The sequence below is a fragment of the Streptomyces sp. NPDC101152 genome, assembly GCF_044768275.1.
Lineage (GTDB): Bacteria > Actinomycetota > Actinomycetes > Streptomycetales > Streptomycetaceae > Streptomyces.
In genome coordinates this window covers 1-18,236 of record NZ_JBIWPO010000023.1, presented here as the reverse complement: position 1 = coordinate 18,236, position 18,236 = coordinate 1, and the positions used below count along the sequence as shown (strand labels likewise).

Genomic DNA, 18,236 nt, shown 5'->3' with positions numbered 1-18,236 from the left:
CACCGCATCGGTGCCGGGCCCCACGCCCGTCCTCGCTCGGCGGCGGTTCAGCCCTCGTCGTGCGTGTCCGCCGCCTCGACCTCTTCGCGGGTGACGCCCAGCAGATACAGGACCGTGTCGAGGAACGGCACGTTCACCGCGGTGTGCGCCGCCTCCCGCACCACCGGCTTGGCGTTGAAGGCGACCCCGAGACCGGCCGCGTTGAGCATGTCCAGGTCATTGGCGCCGTCGCCGATCGCCACGGTCTGGGCGAGCGGTACGCCCGCCTCGGCGGCGAAGCGCCGCAGCAGCCGCGCCTTGCCCGCGCGGTCCACGATCTCGCCGGTGACCTTGCCGGTCAGCCTGCCGTCGACGATCTCCAGCGTGTTGGCCTGGGCGAAGTCCAGCCCCAGCCGCTCCTTGAGGTCGTCGGTGACCTGGGTGAACCCGCCCGACACGACACCCACCTGGTACCCGAGCCGCTTCAGCGTACGGATGAGCGTGCGCGCCCCCGGCGTCAGCCGCACCTCACTGCGCACCTTGTCCACCACCGAGACGTCGAGTCCTTCCAGCAGCGCCACGCGCGCGTGCAGCGACTGCTCGAAGTCCAGTTCCCCGCGCATCGCGGCGGCCGTCACCTCGGCGACCTCGGCCTCGCAGCCGGCGTGCGCGGCGAAGAGCTCGATCACCTCGTCCTGGATGAGCGTCGAGTCGACGTCCATGACGACGAGCCGCTGGGCCCGCCGGTGCAGACCGGCGGCGACGACCGCGACATCGACACCCAGTGCCGCCGCGTCCGTCACCAGCGCGGTGCGCAGCGGCTCGGTCGCGACGCCGGAGACCGCGAACTCCACGGCGGTCACCGGATACTTGGCGAGCCGGAAGATGCGGTCGATGTTGCCGCCGGCCTGAGCGATCTTCGCGGCGATCCGGGCGGTCGCCTCAGCGGTGAGCGGATGGCCGAGGACGGTGACCAGGGAGCGACCGAGGCCGCGGGGCCGGTTGTCGCCGCGGCCGGAGATGATCTCCGCCTGCATCTTCATGGACTCCGCCCAGCTGTGGACGGTCGCCCGCAGGTCACCCTCGAGGGAGGCGGCCGGCTGGGTCACGAGCGCGCACAGCGTGAGGCGGCCACGGGTGACGACCTGCTCGATGTCGACCACGTCGACGGAGTAGGCGGCGAGGGTGTCGAAGAGGCCGGCCGTGATGCCCGGCCTGTCCTTGCCGAAGATCTTGACGAGGAGGGTCGGGGCGTCGGCCGTCACGTCGGACGTCGGGATCTGCGAAGCGCTCATGGTCCACCCACCGTATCCGGCACCCAGTGCCGCCCGCCGCCGCGGTCCGCCTGACGGACACGGAACAGTGGGTGACGCCCGGGTGGTACGCACATTACGCGCGGACCACGGAGGCATCACCGGCAAAGCCTCCACCGGGGGCGTTCCCCTGCTGGCTGAGCGGCCGTTCCTCGGGCTGGCCCAGCGAGGGAGGCGGGGTGGCGACGACGGCATGGCGGCCACGGGTGCGCGTTCCGCCCGCTGATCGGCTCAGCGCCCGCCCCTCGGTCGTCCGGGTGGGGGAGGCGGGGGCGGGGGTGGAGGCGGGCCGTCGTAGGGGCCGGCCACCGTCGGTGGGCCGTACATGTCGTCCCGCCTCGCGTCGGGCGGTGGCACCTGCTCAGGCCCCTGCTGTGTGCGCCCGGAGGCCTCGGGCCGTCGCGTGCCCTCCGGGCGCGCCGGCCGGGCGTCCTGCGGCGCCCGCAACTCCTCCGGCACCTGCAGATACGGGTTGGTGGAAGGGTTCGGCGGCCGGTACGGCGAACCGGGCCGGTACGGGCCCGGCGCCCCCGTACCCGGCGACGGCCGCGACTCCAGCCCGTGCGGGGGGTACTGCTCGCCCAAGGCCGGCGCTCCCGCCGTCGCGGCCGTCGCCAATGGCGCGGCCCGCCGCCCCGCCGCCCCGCTCGCCCACGCCAGCAGCGCCCCGGTGCCCCCCGCGCCCGCACCCCACAGGGCACCCAGCAGCAGAGCCAGTCCGAGGTTCCCGTGCAGTTGGATCCCGGCGCCGAACGCGTCGAACCCCAGGACGGCGAGCGAGGCGTTCACCGACACCTCCGTCAGCCACGCGAGCAGCGGCAACGTCAACGCCGTGGCGACGCCGAACCGCACCGCGCAGCGCCCCGCGAAGCCGAGGGCGCCCACGGGTCCGCTCCCCGGGCCACCGGCCACCGGCGTCCGCACCGCCGCCAACACCCCCGCCACCAGCATCATCACGGCCGCCGCCACCCCCAGCAGCCACACCCGGCCGTCCAGTTCGGCCAGGTGGCCCAGCGTCACCGACTGGCCGCTCCGCGAGGTGAGCAACGCGTCCAAGGGGTGGGGGAGAAGCTTGGTCAGCACCCCCGTCGCCCTGCCGTCGAAGGGGACGAACAGGCCGATCGGGATGCCGAGCCACGTGCCGTTGGGGGCGCCCAGCAGAGCCGCTCCGAAGATCCGCCGGGGATGGGTGTCGCCGATCGCCGCGTACGCCGCCGCCGCGCACCCCGCGGCCACGGCCACCAGCAGCACCGTGACGAGGGCGGACGCGGCCGGCCGTACGACACGGTGCACGGCCTCCCAGCCGTGCGGCAACGGAGTGCGGCGTGAGGCCAGCAACGCGATCAGCAGGATGCCGGCCGACCAGCCGAGACCGCCCAGCAGCGTCGGCGCCGTGTCGACCGAGAAGCCCACCGCCGCCTTGGCGTCGACGAGTTTGCCGATGTTGTCGGGCAGGAGCCCGCCGATGTTCCCGAGGTCACCGAGCCCCGGAATGCTCACACCCCCGCCCCCGCCCCCGACGCCCGGCAGCTTGTCCAGCCCCAGCGAGCCGCCGTCGATCGTGATGACGTCATGCCCGGCCCAGGCGAGGCCGCCCAGTATCGCCACGAACAGCACGACCACCGTGCCCGCCCGCGCGAGGAGTTCGGACGGAGCGATCACAACGCCCGCCGAGCGCAAGGACCGTAGGAAGAACCACGACAGGAGCAGCGCGCCCACCAGACTCACGCCCAATGGCGTGATCGTGACGGCCGTATGGGCCTCCGCACCCTTCAGACCGAACGCGGACACGTCGCCCGAAGGCGAGATCGAACCACCCGCCCCAAGAGCCACCACCGCCGCGGTCATCGGCCCGAGCGAACCCGCCGAGTCCGCCTGCAGCAGATGCAGTCCGAGCGCCGCCGTACCCGCCATCCCGATCAACGCCCAGCTCACGGAGGCGATCGCGGACAACACGACGTCTCCCCACGGCACCCTCGTCCCGCCGCGGACCGACTCGACACCCGACGACGCGCTCATGGCAGACCCCCCGATCCGCGGCGCGGCCGGTCGCCGCGCACGTCCCCCTCGCGTGGACTACCACTCTCCGGGTCGCTTTCAACCCCGTCAACGGAACCAGCGGTTGCGTAGGAGCGTGGTGTTCACAAGGCCCGACTTTCGGTCAGAGGGGCGGGCCTGAAATAGTTCCCGACGATGTTCGACATCCCTAGACTCCCTGTGATGGGGGTAACTCGGGGGACTACTCAGTGGGGCATGGAGTGCCGGAACTCGTACTGGAATCGAATGGACGTACCTGGACGCTCGACGCGTCCCGGTCATACACCCTCGGACGTGATCCGCAGGGCGATATCGTGCTCGACGACGCCAGGGTGTCCTGGCGCCATGCCACGATCAGCTGGACGGGCCGCAGTTGGGTCATCGAGGACCACGGCTCGACCAACGGCACGTTCATGCAGGGGCAGCGGGTCCATCGCATGGAGATCGGCCCCGGCTCGGCGGTCCACCTCGGCAACGCGACGGACGGGCCGCGGGTGAGCGTCACGGGCGCCGCGGCCGCCGTCGCCACACCGCAGGCACAGCCGCAGCAGCAGCCGTACGCCGCCCAGGGCGCGGCCCCCGGCTGGGCCCAGCAGGCCCCGCCGCAGCAGCAGGTCCCGCAGGCCGCCTGGGGGCAGCCGCAGCAGGCCGCCCCGCACGTCCCGCAACAGCAGAACCCCGGTGGTGGCGCGGGGGCGCCGCCGGTCTACGGCGACCGCAGCCCGACCACGTTCCACCAGTTCTCCATCGGCCGCGTGATGCGCATCGGTCGTGCCCTGGAGAACGAGTTGGTCGTCTCCGACCTGCAGGTCTCCCGGCACCACGCCGAGTTCCACTCGACGCCCGACGGCCGGATGGAGATCCGCGACCTCGGCTCGCACAACGGCACGTACGTCAACGGCCAGCCGATCGCCAAGGGCGGTTCGCAACTCCTCGGCCCCGCCGACATCGTGGGCGTCGGCCACTCCACGTACCGGATCGTCGGCGACCGTCTCGAGGAGTTCGTCGACACCGGTGAGGTGTCCTTCTCGGCCCGCCATCTGACGGTCACGGTCGACGGCGGCAAGCAGATCCTCAAGGACGTCTCCTTCGGCGTCCCGGAGAAGTCGCTGATCGCGGTCATCGGCCCGTCCGGCTCCGGCAAGTCGACGCTGCTGAAGGCGCTCACCGGCTACCGGCCCGCCAACCAGGGCGACGTCCTCTACGACAACCGCAACCTGTACAAGCAGTTCGCCGAGCTGCGCCAGCGCATCGGTCTGGTCCCGCAGGACGACATCCTGCACAAGGAACTGACCGTCAAGAAGGCCCTCAAGTACGCGGCCAAGCTGCGCTTTCCCGCCGACACCACCGGCGCGGAGCGCGAGGCCCGCATCGACGAGGTGCTGCGCGAGCTGAAGCTGGACATCCACAAGGAGAAGAAGGTCACCTCCCTCTCCGGCGGCCAGCGCAAGCGCGTCTCCGTCGCCCTGGAGCTGCTGACCAAGCCGTCGCTGATCTTCCTGGACGAGCCCACCTCGGGCCTCGACCCGGGCATGGACCGCGACGTCATGCAGCTGCTGCGCGGCCTCGCCGACGACGGCCGCACGGTCCTCGTCGTCACCCACTCGGTGGCCGAACTGGCACTGTGCGACAAGCTCCTGGTGATGGCGCCGGGCGGTGCGGTCGCCTACTTCGGCCCGCCCGACGAGGCGTTGAACTTCTTCGGCTACGACACCTGGGCCGACGTCTTCTCCGCCTTCGAGAACTACCGCGACTACGACTGGGCCGGGCGTTGGAAGGGCTCGGTGCACTACCAGATGTACGCCGCGGACATCGACGCCGTCGCACCACAGTCCGTACAGCTGCCTCCGATGCAGGCGATGAAGCCGCCGAAGCCGCAGGGCTGGGTCAGCCAGTTCGGCACGCTGGTGCGCCGCTATGTGTCCGTCATCGCCTCCGACCGGGGCTTCCTGGCCCTGACGGTGATCCTGCCGCTCGTCCTCGGCGCGGTGAGCCTGCTCATAGACTCCGGCAAGGGCCTGCTGCCCAACCCGATGATCAACCGGGCCACCGGCCAGCCCGTCCCGAACGGCACGGCCACCACGGTCCTGCTGATCCTCGCGGTCGGCGCCTGCTTCGCCGGCGCCGCGAACTCGGTGCGAGAGCTGATCAAGGAACGGGTCATCTACGAGCGTGAGCGCGCCACCGGCCTGTCCCGCTCGGCCTACCTGATGTCCAAGGTGTTCGTGCTCGGCGTGGTCACCGTGCTGCAGGGCCTGATGGTCGGCGTCATCGGCTTCGCCAGCCGCGAGATCCCGAAGCAGGGCCTGGTCCTCGGCAGCGCCACGCTCATCGAGCTCTGCCTGCCGATCATGGCGCTCGGCTTCACCTCGATGATGTTCGGCCTGATCATCTCCTCGCTGGTGAAGACGTCCGAGAAGACGATGCCGTTGCTGGTCATGTTCGCGATCATCCAGGTCGTGTTCACCGGCTGCCTGTTCGCCCTGAACGGCTCGATCGGCGCCAACCAGGTCTCGTACCTGATGCCGAGCCGTTGGGCGGTCGCCGCGGCCGGTGCCACGCTGGACTTCAACAAGATCAGCCCGCCCGGCAAGGGCAAGAGCAACGACCCGCTGTGGGAGCACACCGTCGGCGCCTGGACCATGGACATGGTCGCGCTGCTCGTCCTGGGTGTGATCTGTGCCTTCTTCGTGGCCCGCTTCCTGCGCCGCCACGAGCCCGAGGTCATGCGCAAGTAGTCCGGGCACCACGCGCCGGTACGACGCGAAGGGCGGCACCCGTCACGGGGTGCCGCCCTTCGGCGTTCACGCACAGAGGTCCGCGCCGACCTCAGTACGCGCTGTTGACGTTGTCCATCGAGCCGTACTTGGCGGCCGCGTAGTTCGCGGCGGCGGTGATGTTGGCGACCGGGTCGTAGATGTTCCAGGACGTGCCGGCGACGTGGTATGCGGTGAACGTCGGCGGGATGACCTGCAGCAGGCCCTTCGACGGGATGCCGTTGATGGCGTTGATGTCCCAGTTGTTGATCGCGTTCGGGTTGCCCGAGGACTCCCGCATGATGTTGCGGTACAGGCCGTTGTAGCTGCCCGGGATGCCCTTGGACTTCATGATGTCGAGGGAGTGCCTGATCCAGCCGTCGAGGTTGTTCGCGTAGCTGGGGGCCGCGGTCTTCTTCACGGCGGCGCGCTGGGCGGACCGGCTGGCGGCCTCCTTGGCCTTGCGCGCGTCCTCGGCCCGCTTCTTCGCCGCGGCCTCGGCGGCCGCCTTCTTCTTCGCGGCGGCGTCGGCGGCGGCCTTCGCGGCGGCCTTCGCCCGCGCCTCGGCCTTCGCCTTGGCGGTCTCGGCCTTGATCGAGTCGACGGCGAGCCGGTCGGTGACGCTGGCCTTGACGTCCTTGATCTGCTGGCTGCTGTAGGCCACGTTGGCCGAGGACGCGGCCTCGCTGGTGGTCGTCGAGGCGTTGCTGGGCACCGCAGAGAACGCGAGGGCGGCCGCACCGAGGGCGGAGACGCCGGCGATGGCGATCTTGTGGTGGCGGGTCAGGGCGGGCTTGTGACGGCGGGTGATGATGTTCTTGGGCATGGCAGACGGACCTCTTCGAATAGCGCGGAGGTCGCTCATACGTCCGGCGGGGACACGGGTTCTTCCCGCACGAACGCCGCGGGCGGAACCCGCGGCGCTGAGCGACGGCAGCCATTCTTAGCGGCCGCAAAATGGCGAGGCAAAGGTGTGACGTACGATCCCGGGTAGTGGATCGGGCAAGGGCAAATCGGGGCAGACTGGACCATCTGTCCCGCTCATGAGGTCAGTCCTTTTCTCCTACCGACCTTCGTACGTGACCTGCGCCCTATGCGCGGGCTCACATCGACCAGGCCACGCTCTCACCGCTAGTTGCGAGAGCAATGCTCTGTGTGAGGGTTCTGTGGCGGGAGGATGAGATGGACGTCCCCGAACTCGTGCCACAGATAGCGCCCGCGCAGCGCCTCGTCGTATCCCCGGTCCAGCGCGGCCCGGCCCGCGATCGCCTCCAGCATCAGCAGATGCGAGGCCTCCGGCTCGTGCAGCCCGGTCAGCAGCCCGTCCACCACCCGCACCCCGCGCTCCGGGGTCACCACCAGGTCCGTCCATCCCGCACGCGCGCGTACGACACCGTCCGGCCCCACCGCCGACTCCACGGCCCGCACCGCCGTCGTCCCCACGGCGACGACCCGCCCCCGTCCGGCCTTCACCGCGTTGATCAGCCGCGCCGAGGACTCCGGCACCGAGAACCGCTCCGGATACGGCGGCTCGTGCGACTCCGCGGACGCCACCCCGGCATGCAGCGTGACCGGCGCGAAAAACACACCCCGGCTCACCAGCTCCGCCACCAGCCGCCCGGTGAAGGGCCGGGCCGCACTCGGCATCTCCGCGCTGCCCGCCCCGTCGGCGGACGGCAGCGCGAACACCGTCTGGTACACGGACAGCGGCTGGTCCCGCGCGGTGTAGGCGTACCGGACGGGCCGCCCGTGCACGCGCAGCACGCCGGCCACCTCCGACCCCGACGCCCGCGCCCACCACAGACGATCACCGCGCGCACTCAGCGGCTCCTCCAGGACCAGGCACGCACCGCCGGGCAGCCGCACCTCCGTCCCCGCGGGCCCGCCCGCCCGCGCGCGCGTGCTGCCCCTCCCGTCCGGATCCCGCAGCTCGACCGCCCACCGCCCGTCGTCCCCGCGCGTGGAGAAGTGCACCACCACGCGCGCGTGCCCGATCCGCCCGTCCACGGCGGCGGCCAGCGTGGCCGACGTGTTCACGACGAGCAGATCCCCGGCCCGCAGCAGCCGGGGCAGCTCCCGGAACGCGTGATGCGACACCTCCGTCCCCCGCGACACGAGCAGCCGTACGGCGTCCCGGTCGAGCCCGGGCCCACGCTGCTCGACCGGGACACGCGCCGACAGCTCCTCAGGCACGCGCACGGCCAGCGTCATCGCCCCTCCACCAGCAGCGACGGAGCCGCATAGCGCCCGCTCGCCGGCCGCTCGTCCAGCAGCCGCAGGAACGCCGGGACCACGGAGGCCGGGTCGGGCCGCGGATCGTCGTCGCCCGGTACGGCCGCCGCGTACAGGTCCGTCGCCATGTCCCCGGGATCCACCGCCCACACCCGCAGGCCCGGCTCCTCCTCACCGAGCACGGCCGCCAGGTGGTCGAGGGCCGCCTTGGACGCCCCGTACCCGCCCCAGGTCTCGTAGGGCTCGGCGGCCGCGTCCGAGCTGATCGTGATCACCGTGCCCGTCGCCGCGGCCCGCAGCAGCGGCAGCGCCTCCTGGACCAGGCCGAGCGCGGCCACCACGTTCACCTCCAGCGCCCGCCGCAGCCCCTCCAGGGGCAGGCCGTCCAGCCGTACGAGCGGCTCGGCGCCCAGCGCGCTCGCGTTGCTCACCAGCAGGTCGACACCGCCCAGCCGCCCGGCCGCCGCCACGAGCTCGGCCCGGTGCCGGGCGTCCGTGACGTCCCCGGGCAGTGCCCTCACGCGCGTGCCGTACGGTCCCAGCCGCGCCGCCGTCTCCTGGAGAACCTCCGCGGTCCTCGCGTCGAGCACCAGATCCCAGCCCCTCGCCGCCAGGGCCTCGGCGAGCCCCCGCCCCAGCCCCTTCGAGGCCCCCGTGATGATCGCTACCGGCATGACTCCGTGTCCCCTCGTCGTCGCCGTCCTTCGACGGGCATGTCCTCAACCTAGGAACGGCGCCGTGCGCCGGCCTCGGACGCGGGCACCAAAACGGCGGGTCCCTTCGCCCTAAGCCGCGGACCCAGGGCGGCAGACCTAGGTCTGCGGTCGTAGGCCCACCGGCCCCCGCCGCGCCCCCACAGGTCCGATCCCGTCGTCACACCCCGCCGGTACCTTGAGGTCATGAGTCATCGGCCCCAGTCCGGCCTCGCCGCGGTGAGCGACGCGCTGCTGGCCATGAGCAGGCATCTGGAGGTGCGCGACGTCCTCAAGACGATCGTCGCCTCGGCCCGCGAGCTGCTCGGCGCGCAGTACGCCGCGCTCGGCGTCCCCGACGACCACGGAGGCTTCGCCCAGTTCGTCGTCGACGGTATGAGCGACGCGCAGTGGAAGGCCATCGGACCGCTCCCTCGCCAGCACGGCATCCTCGCCGCGATGCTGCACGACGCCAAGCCGGAGCGCCTCGCCGACGTTCGCGAGGACCCCCGCTTCGAGGGCTGGCCGTCCGCCCACCCCGAGATGTCCGACTTCCTCGGCCTGCCCATCCGGGACGGCGACGAGGTCATCGGCGCCCTGTTCCTCGCCAACAAGCAGAACTGCCCCAAGCCCGACGGCGGTTGCCGCTTCACCGAGGAGGACGAGGACCTGCTCGCCCTCCTCGCCCAGCACGCCGCGATCGCCCTCACCAACGCCCGCCTCTACGAGCGCAGCCGCGAACTGACCATCGCCGAGGAACGCTCCCGCCTCGCGCACGAACTGCACGACGCCGTCAGCCAGAAGCTCTTCTCCCTGCGGCTGACCGCCCAGGCCGCCGCCGCCCTCGTCGACCGCGACCCGGCCCGCGCCAAGGGAGAACTGCAGCAGGTGGCCGCGCTCGCCGCCGAGGCCGCCGACGAACTGCGGGCCGCCGTCGTCGAGTTGCGCCCCGCCGGCCTCGACGAGGACGGCCTCGTCGCCACGCTGCGCACCCACGTGCAGGTCCTCGACCGCGCCCACAGCGCGCGCGTGACCTTCGACAGCCACGGCGTGCGCGCCCTGCCCTCGGCCCAGGAGGAGGCCGTTCTGCGGGTCGCCCAGGAGGCGCTGCACAACGCCCTGCGGCACTCCGCGGCCCAGGCCGTGCACGTGACCCTGGCCCGGCGCGGCGCCGGCACGGTGCTGCGGATCACCGACGACGGCACCGGCTTCGACCCCAGAGCCGTACGGCGGGCCGGACGCCATCTCGGCCTGGTGTCCATGCGTGACCGTGCGAGCGGGGTCGGCGGCACGCTGACCGTGGAATCGGCGCCCGGAAAGGGCACAACGATCGAGATGGAGGTCCCCGGTGGCTGACGCAATCAGGGTGCTGCTCGTCGACGACCACCAGGTGGTCCGCCGCGGTCTGCGCACCTTCCTCGAGGTGCAGGACGACATCGAGGTCGTGGGCGAGGCCGCCGACGGCGCCGAGGGAGTCGAGCGCGCCGAGCAGCTGAAACCCGACGTGGTCCTCATGGACGTCAAGATGCCGGGCATGGACGGCGTGGACGCCCTGCGCAGACTTCGCGAACTGGACAACCCCGCGCGCGTGCTGATCGTCACCAGCTTCACCGAGCAGCGCACGGTCGTCCCGGCCCTGCGCGCCGGAGCCGCCGGGTACGTCTACAAGGACGTGGACCCCGACGCCCTCGCCGGCGCCATCCGCTCCGTGCACGCCGGGCACATCCTGCTCCAACCCGAGGTCGCCGGCGCCCTGTTGTCCCAGGAGGAGGCCAACTCCGGCCAGGGCAGGGCGGGCTCGCTCACCGAGCGGGAGCGGGAGGTGCTCGGCCTGATAGCGGACGGCCGCTCCAACCGGGAGATCGCCCGCGCCCTCGTCCTGTCCGAAAAGACCGTCAAGACCCACGTCTCGAACATCCTGATGAAACTCGACCTCGCGGACCGCACCCAGGCCGCCCTGTGGGCCGTACGCCATGGCGTGACCGGCTGAAACGCTCTGAGCAGGGTGTCACGGTCGGCAATACGGAGGGTTTTGGTCCGGACTGAGATTCATACCGTCGTGGGAATGTCCCCCGGATGGCGCATCCTTCGTGGATCTCCGCCGTTCTCCAGTGCGTGCCGCGGCGACTGCCGCGGCAATCGCTAGGAGGGCTCAGAAGTGAAGAACCTGAAGAAGGCAGCGGCCGTGACGATGGTGGCCGGCGGTCTGATCGCCGCCGGTGCCGGGATGGCCTCCGCCACCGACGCGCACGCCGACGGCCAGGCCGTGGGCTCCCCGGGCGTCGTCTCGGGCAACCTCGTCCAGGCCCCGGTGCACATCCCGGTGAACGCGGTCGGCAACAGCGTGAACGTCATCGGCGTGCTCAACCCCGCCTTCGGCAACCTGGGCGTCAACCGCTGACGTCCGCTGCCCGGCGGTCGGTGACCTCCGGCCTCCCGGAAGCTCCCGGGAGGCCGGTCAGTTTTTCGTCCGACTGGCACATCGCCAGGAAGGCCGCCGTGGCCGTCACCGTCGCCGGTATCGTCGCTGGCGCTTCCGCCGACGCCGCTGTCGCCGGCTCGCAGGCCGACGGCGCGGCCGTGAAGTCGCCGGGCGTCGGCTCGGGCAACGTCGTCCAGGTCCCGGTCCAGGTCCCCGTCAACGTGGTCGGCAACACCGCGAACCTGATCGCCTTGCTCAACCCCGCGTTCGGCGACAAGGGCGCCAACAGCTGACGGGTGCGCTCAGCGCACCCCCCGCTCCCGCTCCTCCACATACGCGTTGTACGCGGCCACCTGCGCCCGCCGTGCCGTCCGCTCCACCGGCCGCAACGCGGCGGCCCTGGCGCCCATCTCCCCGGCACTCACCGCGCCCCCGTGCCCGTTCTCCTCCGCGAGGGACACCAGCAGGCCCACCCGCTGGGCCAGCTCCAGCACCCGCACCGCCCGCGGCGGGTACCCCGGCGCCAGCACCCCCCGCCCCCGCTCGGCCCGCGCCCGGTACGCGTCGATCGCCGCCTCCGCCACAGGCCCCGACGCGGCGACGTCCAACCGGGACAGAACCTCGGTCGCCTCCCGCAGCGCCTCCGCCAGCTCCCGCTCGGCCTCGCCCAGCGACGGCACGTCCGCGGGCGGCGCCTCCCGCACCGGCAGACAGCGCCAGAGCACCTCGACATGCCTGTCGCCGTCGGGCCCGGCCTCGAACACCTCCGGGACCAGCCCCAGCGCGGCGCCGTGGCAGATCACCGCCTCCTCCGCCTCCAGCGCCCGCGCGTTGAACTCCGGCGGACCGCTCAGCCCCAGCGGATGCCCGGGCGCGGGCAGCGCGACCCTGAGCCCCGCCACCCCCAGCACCCGCAACCGCCCCAGCGCGAGGGTGAGCCCGACCTGGCCCGACTCGCCGGGCAGGCCCTCCATCCGGTGCACGGCATCCTCCCCGACGATCGCGAGCACCGCGTCGTCCGGTGAGACAAGTCCGGCCAAAAGGGCGTTCCCCCAAGCCGCGAGGCGTCCTGAACGTGGTTCCGAGAGCATGCGTCCACCCTAAGGACCGGACCGATGGAATGGAGCGGCCGACCGGTGGCGTAGATTTCTTCGAGGGCGGCGCCCGCAGGCGCCCGCGACCGCCGATGCCGAGACCGGTCACACTGCAAGGGGAGACAACGCGCTCATGAGCGATGTTCTGGAGCTGGAGGACGTATCCGTGGTCCGCGAGGGCCGGGCTCTGGTGGAGGAGGTCTCCTGGTCGGTCAAGGAGGGCGAGCGCTGGGTCATCCTCGGCCCCAACGGAGCCGGCAAGACCACCCTCCTCAACGTCGCCTCCAGCTACCTCTACCCCAGCAAGGGCACCGCGACCATCCTCGGCGAGACCCTCGGCAGGCCCGGCACCGACGTCTTCGAACTGCGCCCCCGCATCGGCATGGCCGGCATCGCCATGGCCGACAAGCTCCCCAAGCGCCAGACCGTCCTGCAGACCGTCCTGACCGCCGCCTACGGCATGACCGCCGGCTGGCAGGAGGAGTACGAGGACATCGACGAGCAGCGCGCCCGCGCCTTCCTCGACCGCCTCGGCATGACGGAGTACGTGGACCGCAAGTTCGGCACCCTCTCCGAGGGCGAGCGCAAGCGCACCCTCATCGCCCGCGCCCTGATGACCGACCCCGAGCTGCTCCTGCTCGACGAACCCGCCGCCGGCCTCGACCTCGGCGGACGCGAGGACCTCGTCCGCCGCCTCGGCCGCCTCGCCCGCGACCCGATCGCCCCCTCGATGCTGATGGTCACCCACCACGTAGAGGAGATCGCCCCCGGCTTCACCCACGTCCTGATGATCCGTCAGGGCAAGGTCCTCACCGCCGGCCCCCTGGAGCTCGAACTCAGCTCCCGCAACCTCTCCCTGTGCTTCGGCCTCCCGCTCGTCGTCGAGCAGGTCGGCGACCGCTGGACGGCCCACGGCCTGCCGCTGTCCTGAGCGCCCCTGCGAGAAGCCGGTTACGGGCTTTTGCGCCCTGTCGGTGAACCGACCGGCGGTCATACCATGACCATGTGAACGACATCGACGCCTGGGTGTGGTGGCTGGTCGGCGCAGCCGCGCTCGGAATCCCGCTCGTGGTAACGGCGATGCCGGAGTTCGGCATGCTCGCCGTGGGCGCCGTCGCCGCCTCGGTCTTCGCCGGACTGGGCTTCGGCACCGTGGCCCAGGTCCTCACCTTCGTCGTCGTCTCCGTCGCCCTGATCGCGGTCGTCCGGCCCATCGCCGTACGGCACGGCAAGCAGCGTCCCCAACTAGCCACCGGGGTCGACGCGTTGAAGGGCAAACAGGCCGTCGTCCTCGAACGCGTCGACGGCTCCGGAAACGGCCGCATCAAACTGGCCGGAGAGATCTGGTCGGCCCGCTCCCTCGACACCGAACGCACCTACGAAGTAGGCCAGGAAGTGGACGTCGTGGAGATCGAGGGGGCGACCGCGATCGTCATCTGACCTCGTACGACTCAACTGAACCGAACAGCTCCCGAGTTGCACGACGGTCTGTCAGACTCGACCAGCAAGATCTTCAACAAGCATAAGATCTTCCGAGAGCGCCGAGGCGGAGAAGGGTACGGGGAACGACGATGGAACCGGTCATCATCGTCCTGATCATTCTGGTGGTGTTGGTCTTCATCGCCCTGATCAGGACAATCCAGGTCATCCCGCAGGCCAGCGCCGCCATCGTCGAGCGCTTCGGCCGCTATACGCGGACGCTGAACGCGGGCCTCAACATCGTCGTCCCGTTCATCGACACCATCCGCAACCGCATCGACCTGCGCGAACAGGTCGTACCGTTCCCGCCGCAGCCGGTGATCACACAGGACAACCTGGTCGTCAACATCGACACGGTCATCTACTACCAGGTCACCGACGCCCGCGCGGCCACCTACGAGGTCGCCAGCTACATCCAGGCCATCGAGCAGCTCACCGTCACCACGCTCCGCAACATCATCGGTGGCATGGACCTCGAGCGCACCCTGACCTCCCGCGAGGAGATCAACGCGGCCCTGCGCGGTGTCCTCGACGAGGCCACCGGCAAGTGGGGCATCCGCGTCAACCGCGTCGAGCTCAAGGCCATCGAACCGCCCACCTCCATCCAGGACTCGATGGAGAAGCAGATGCGCGCCGACCGTGACAAGCGCGCCGCGATCCTCACCGCCGAAGGTACGCGCCAGGCCGCCATCCTCACCGCCGAGGGCGAGAAGCAGTCCCAGATCCTGCGCGCCGAGGGTGAGGCCAAGGCCGCCGCCCTGCGCGCCGAGGGCGAGGCCCAGGCGGTCCGCACCGTCTTCGAGGCGATCCACGCCGGCGACCCGGACCAGAAGCTCCTCAGCTACCAGTACCTCCAGATGCTCCCGAAGATCGCCGAGGGCGACGCCAACAAGCTCTGGATCGTCCCCAGCGAGATCGGCGACGCCCTCAAGGGCCTGTCCGGCGCCATGGGCAACTTCGGCCCCATGGCGGGCGGTTCGGGCGGAGGCGGCACCGAGAAGGCCACCGAACGCCGCGAGAAGCCGTCGATAGACTGACTCCGCCGACACGACAGCGGGGCCCGCCTCCCTCAGGAGGCGGGCCCCGCTGTCGTACCCGCTACGCCGCGTTCAGCGCCAACCAGTCGGGCAGCGCCTCGAAGTCATCGGCCCCCAGCGCCAACAGCATCGCGTCCTGCGGCGAGGGCTCGAACGGCTGCCGCAGCAACGGCATACCCGCCTGCTCCGGAGTCCGGTCCGCCTTACGGTGATTGTCCTCCGCGCAGGAGGCCACCGTGTTCAGCCACGAGTCCCGCCCACCCTGCGCCCGGGGCACCACGTGGTCCACCGTCGTCGCACGCCTGCCGCAGTACGCGCACCTGTGCCGGTCCCGCACCAGCACACCCCGCCTCGACCACGGCGCTTGTCTTCGGAACGGCACCCGTACGTATCTGCACAGCCTGATCACACGGGGCGCGGGTATGTCCACCGCGGCTCCCCGCATGCGCAGTTCGGGGTGGGCCTGCTCGACAACAGCCTTGTCCTGCAGCACCAGAACGACGGCCCGATTCAACGTCACCGTCGACAGCGGCTCGAAGCTCGCGTTCAGTACCAGCGTCTCCCGCATCCAGCCCACCTCCCGTGCAGTCGGCCCACCCCCTGGCGGGCTTGGATCAACTCTGGCCGGGCACGCCGAGATGGACAACGCAATAAAAAATGCCCGCCCCTGATCAATTCCAAGACCAGAGGCGGGCAAACGTTCCATGAACGTCAGTCTTCGGCGGGCACCTCGAACTCACCGATGAGCTGGGCACGCGCGATGGCGTGGAAACGCAGGTTGAAGCCGACGACAGCCGGGGTGACGTCCGCGTCCGGACCGAGCTTCTCCTGGTCCACGGCGTACACCGTGAACACGTACCGGTGCGGTCCGTCCCCGGGAGGCGGAGCGGCCCCGCCGAAGTCCCGGGACCCGTAGTCGTTACGCACCTGGATCGCGCCCTCGGGCAGTCCCTCGAACTTGCCGCTGCCCGCGCTCGCCGGCAGCTCGGTCACCGAGGCCGGGATGTCGAACACCACCCAGTGCCAGAACCCGCTGCCCGTGGGGGCGTCCGGGTCGTAGCAGGTCACGGCGAAGCTCTTGGTCTCGGCGGGGAAGCCCTCCCACCGCAAGTGCGGCGAGGTGTTCCCGCCCGCGTAGACCTGAGCGTCCTTGAGCGTGGCGCCCTCCTGGACGTCCTCGCTCGTCACCGTGAACGCCGGCACGGGCGGGTGGAAGTCATGGGGGAGAGGCCGCCGCTTGAGCTCGGACACCTCGGTACCTCCTGATCTATGACGGAACCAGCAGTTCCGAGCCTAGAACCAGTTCCGCTTGCTGCCGACCTCGGACAGCCACTGGTTCAGGTACGCCGCCCAGTCGGTCCCGTGGAAGTCGTGCAGACCCACCTGGAAGGACCGGTAGGTGTCACTGCCCTCGCTGAACAGCCCCGGCTTCTTGTCCATCTCCAGGACGACGTCCATCGCGTGCTCGTCGGCCACGAAGCTCAGCTCGACCTGGTTCAGTCCCCGGTACTGGGACGGCGGATAGAACTCGATCTCCTGGTAGAACGGCAGCCGCTGCCGTGTCCCCCGGATGTGACCGCGCTCCATGTCCGCGTTCTTGAACCGGAAGCCCAGCTGGATGAAGGCGTCCAGGATCGCCTTCTGCGCGGGCAGCGGGTGCACGTTGATCGGGTCGAGGTCGCCGGAGTCCACGGCCCGTGCGATCGCCAGCTCCGTCGTCACCCCGATGTGCATCCCGCGCAGCGCCTGCCCGTCGATCATCGTGACCGGCGTCTCCCACGGGATCTCCAGCCCGAACGGCACCGCGTGCACAGCTCCGGCCTGCAGCTCGAAGGCCCCACCGAGCCGCACCTTGGTGAACTCGATGTTCTGCTTGTACTCCTCGTCGCCGCTCTCCACCTCGACCTTGGCCTGCAGCCCGACGGACAGCCCCTCGACGTCCTGGTTCACGGAGCCGCCCTGGATCCGCACCTCCCCCTGGACCACGCCACCCGGAACGACGTTGACCTCGGTCAGCACCGTCTCGACCGAAGCCCCGCCGGCCCCCAGACTCGCGAGCAGCTTCTTGAACGCCATGTCTCTCCCTCTACCTGTACGTGCCGAACGAGCGGGCCCTTGATCACTACCAACGCGATCCGACCGCCCCCGGTTCCGCCCCACACCCTGGCAAGAAGGGGAATTCTTGACCACCCCTTGGCATCCACCCGCCTGGACTACGCTCGGACGCCATGATCGTGTCCCCGGACCGTACGCCCCTCCCCAGGGAGTTCTTCGACCGCCCCGTCCTGGAAGTCGCCCCCGACCTCCTGGGTCGCGTCCTTGTGCGCACCACCCCCGACGGCCCGATGGCCCTGCGCCTGACGGAGGTCGAGGCGTACGACGGCCCGAACGACCCCGGCTCCCACGCCTATCGCGGCCGCACGCCCCGCAACGACGTGATGTTCGGTCCGCCCGGCCATGTGTACGTCTACTTCACCTACGGCATGTGGTTCTGCATGAACCTCGTCTGCGGTCCCGAGGGCAGGGCGAGCGCGGTCCTGCTGCGGGCCGGCGAGGTGATCGAAGGCGTCGAGCTCGCTCGTAAACGTCGACTTTCGGCCCGGAACGACCGAGAACTGGCCAAAGGCCCGGCACGCCTGGCCACGGCCCTGGGGGTGGACCGCAGCCTCGACGGCACGGACACCTGCAGCGCCAACGAGACCCCCCTGCGCATGCTCACGGGCAGCCCGGTCCCCTCCGGCCAGGTACTGAACGGTCCACGCACCGGTGTGGCCGGTGAAGGGGGCGTCCACCCCTGGCGCTTCTGGGTCGCCAACGACCCGACGGTGAGCCCCTATCGGGCCCACGCGCCCAGGCGCCGCCGAAGTTGACTCGCTCTTGGAAGGTGCGTAATGTAGCCCGAGCCGCTTGAACCGGGTACGGCGATCGCCAGCAGCCGGAAGCGGCCAAACCACTACTTACGATCACTCCCTCAACGGGGTCGAATTCGTCATGTCAGCATGCCCGAATTCGAACTCGCGGAACTCGATTACGAGTTCTCGGAGGAATCGGCTAACGTAGTGAACGTCGAAAGGCCCCGCCGACAGGGAATCAGACGCCGAAAGGATCTGATAGAGTCGGAAACGCAAGACCGAAGGGAAGCGCCCGGAGGAAAGCCCGAGAGGGTGAGTACGAAGGAAGCGTCCGTTCCTTGAG

Annotated in this window: 18 protein-coding genes; 9 read left to right on the top strand and 9 right to left on the bottom strand. The window is 70.7% G+C overall.

The features are described 5' to 3' along the window. Positions 1 to 47: 47 nt before the first annotated feature. The gene (serB, locus tag ACIRVK_RS26495; RefSeq protein ID WP_404251184.1) at positions 48 to 1,274 is read right to left on the bottom strand and encodes a phosphoserine phosphatase SerB; all 1,227 of its coding nucleotides are present in this window, start codon (positions 1,272 to 1,274) and stop codon (positions 48 to 50) included. 249 nt (positions 1,275 to 1,523) lie between these two features. After that, complete coding sequence (locus ACIRVK_RS26490) at positions 1,524 to 3,311, bottom strand: streptophobe family protein (protein ID WP_404251182.1); 1,788 nt, start codon at positions 3,309 to 3,311, stop codon at positions 1,524 to 1,526. A gap of 239 nt (positions 3,312 to 3,550) precedes the next feature. Here ACIRVK_RS26490 and ACIRVK_RS26485 point away from each other — a divergent pair, with 239 nt between their 5' ends. Further along, entirely contained in the window at positions 3,551 to 6,067 is a 2,517-nt protein-coding gene (locus tag ACIRVK_RS26485; RefSeq protein ID WP_404251180.1) for an FHA domain-containing protein, read from the top strand. A 91-nt stretch (positions 6,068 to 6,158) separates the two neighbouring features. Here ACIRVK_RS26485 and ACIRVK_RS26480 read toward each other — a convergent pair whose 3' ends face one another. The 3 genes from ACIRVK_RS26480 to ACIRVK_RS26470 form a co-directional block, all read right to left on the bottom strand. Further along, positions 6,159 to 6,911, bottom strand: coding sequence for a transglycosylase SLT domain-containing protein (locus ACIRVK_RS26480; RefSeq protein WP_404251178.1), 753 nt, complete (start codon positions 6,909 to 6,911; stop codon positions 6,159 to 6,161). Between the two features lie 305 nt (positions 6,912 to 7,216). Further along, positions 7,217 to 8,296, bottom strand: coding sequence for an S-adenosylmethionine:tRNA ribosyltransferase-isomerase (locus tag ACIRVK_RS26475; RefSeq protein ID WP_404251176.1), 1,080 nt, complete (start codon positions 8,294 to 8,296; stop codon positions 7,217 to 7,219). Then, the gene (locus ACIRVK_RS26470) at positions 8,293 to 8,991 is read right to left on the bottom strand and encodes an SDR family NAD(P)-dependent oxidoreductase (RefSeq protein WP_404251174.1); all 699 of its coding nucleotides are present in this window, start codon (positions 8,989 to 8,991) and stop codon (positions 8,293 to 8,295) included. The genes ACIRVK_RS26475 and ACIRVK_RS26470 overlap by 4 nt, the downstream gene beginning before the upstream one ends. Before the next feature lie 225 nt (positions 8,992 to 9,216). On the opposite strand from ACIRVK_RS26470, the gene ACIRVK_RS26465 reads away from it, so the two are divergent. The 4 genes from ACIRVK_RS26465 to ACIRVK_RS26450 all read left to right on the top strand — a co-directional run bounded on the left by ACIRVK_RS26465 (position 9,217) and on the right by ACIRVK_RS26450 (position 11,724). Next, complete coding sequence (locus ACIRVK_RS26465; RefSeq protein WP_404251172.1) at positions 9,217 to 10,365, top strand: GAF domain-containing sensor histidine kinase; 1,149 nt, start codon at positions 9,217 to 9,219, stop codon at positions 10,363 to 10,365. Next, a complete protein-coding gene (locus ACIRVK_RS26460) occupies positions 10,358 to 10,999 on the top strand; it encodes a response regulator (RefSeq protein WP_404251170.1) in 642 nt (213 codons plus the stop codon). Before ACIRVK_RS26465 ends, ACIRVK_RS26460 begins: the two co-directional genes overlap by 8 nt. Positions 11,000 to 11,167: 168 nt before the next feature. Next, positions 11,168 to 11,410: a chaplin ChpE gene (gene chpE / locus ACIRVK_RS26455; RefSeq protein ID WP_404251168.1), complete on the top strand. Its 243-nt coding sequence runs from the start codon at positions 11,168 to 11,170 to the stop codon at positions 11,408 to 11,410. Positions 11,411 to 11,508: 98 nt separating this feature from the next. Further along, positions 11,509 to 11,724: a chaplin family protein gene (locus tag ACIRVK_RS26450; RefSeq protein WP_404251166.1), complete on the top strand. Its 216-nt coding sequence runs from the start codon at positions 11,509 to 11,511 to the stop codon at positions 11,722 to 11,724. Between the two features lie 9 nt (positions 11,725 to 11,733). Here the strand turns inward: ACIRVK_RS26450 and ACIRVK_RS26445 are convergent, their stop codons facing one another. Next, positions 11,734 to 12,522 carry a hypothetical protein gene (locus ACIRVK_RS26445; RefSeq protein ID WP_404251164.1) on the bottom strand — a complete coding sequence of 263 codons (789 nt, stop codon included), beginning with the start codon at positions 12,520 to 12,522 and terminating at the stop codon, positions 11,734 to 11,736. A gap of 136 nt (positions 12,523 to 12,658) precedes the next feature. Here ACIRVK_RS26445 and ACIRVK_RS26440 point away from each other — a divergent pair, with 136 nt between their 5' ends. From ACIRVK_RS26440 to ACIRVK_RS26430, 3 genes are all read left to right on the top strand, one after another. Next, positions 12,659 to 13,456 carry an ABC transporter ATP-binding protein gene (locus ACIRVK_RS26440; RefSeq protein ID WP_404251162.1) on the top strand — a complete coding sequence of 266 codons (798 nt, stop codon included), beginning with the start codon at positions 12,659 to 12,661 and terminating at the stop codon, positions 13,454 to 13,456. Between the two features lie 74 nt (positions 13,457 to 13,530). After that, a complete protein-coding gene (locus ACIRVK_RS26435) occupies positions 13,531 to 13,965 on the top strand; it encodes an NfeD family protein (protein ID WP_404251160.1) in 435 nt (144 codons plus the stop codon). A 131-nt stretch (positions 13,966 to 14,096) separates the two neighbouring features. After that, positions 14,097 to 15,041, top strand: a complete 945-nt coding sequence (locus tag ACIRVK_RS26430) for an SPFH domain-containing protein (protein WP_404251158.1) — start codon at positions 14,097 to 14,099, stop codon at positions 15,039 to 15,041. Positions 15,042 to 15,102: 61 nt separating this feature from the next. Here ACIRVK_RS26430 and ACIRVK_RS26425 read toward each other — a convergent pair whose 3' ends face one another. The 3 genes from ACIRVK_RS26425 to ACIRVK_RS26415 all read right to left on the bottom strand — a co-directional run bounded on the left by ACIRVK_RS26425 (position 15,103) and on the right by ACIRVK_RS26415 (position 17,117). After that, positions 15,103 to 15,609 (bottom strand): HNH endonuclease, encoded by a 507-nt coding sequence (locus tag ACIRVK_RS26425; protein WP_404251156.1) that lies wholly within the window; start codon positions 15,607 to 15,609, stop codon positions 15,103 to 15,105. 143 nt (positions 15,610 to 15,752) lie between these two features. Continuing rightward, positions 15,753 to 16,292 (bottom strand): YbhB/YbcL family Raf kinase inhibitor-like protein, encoded by a 540-nt coding sequence (locus ACIRVK_RS26420; protein ID WP_404251154.1) that lies wholly within the window; start codon positions 16,290 to 16,292, stop codon positions 15,753 to 15,755. Positions 16,293 to 16,334: 42 nt separating this feature from the next. After that, a complete protein-coding gene (locus tag ACIRVK_RS26415) occupies positions 16,335 to 17,117 on the bottom strand; it encodes a sporulation protein (protein ID WP_404251152.1) in 783 nt (260 codons plus the stop codon). A 152-nt stretch (positions 17,118 to 17,269) separates the two neighbouring features. On the opposite strand from ACIRVK_RS26415, the gene ACIRVK_RS26410 reads away from it, so the two are divergent. Then, complete coding sequence (locus ACIRVK_RS26410; RefSeq protein ID WP_404251150.1) at positions 17,270 to 17,911, top strand: DNA-3-methyladenine glycosylase; 642 nt, start codon at positions 17,270 to 17,272, stop codon at positions 17,909 to 17,911. Positions 17,912 to 18,236: the final 325 nt, after the last annotated feature.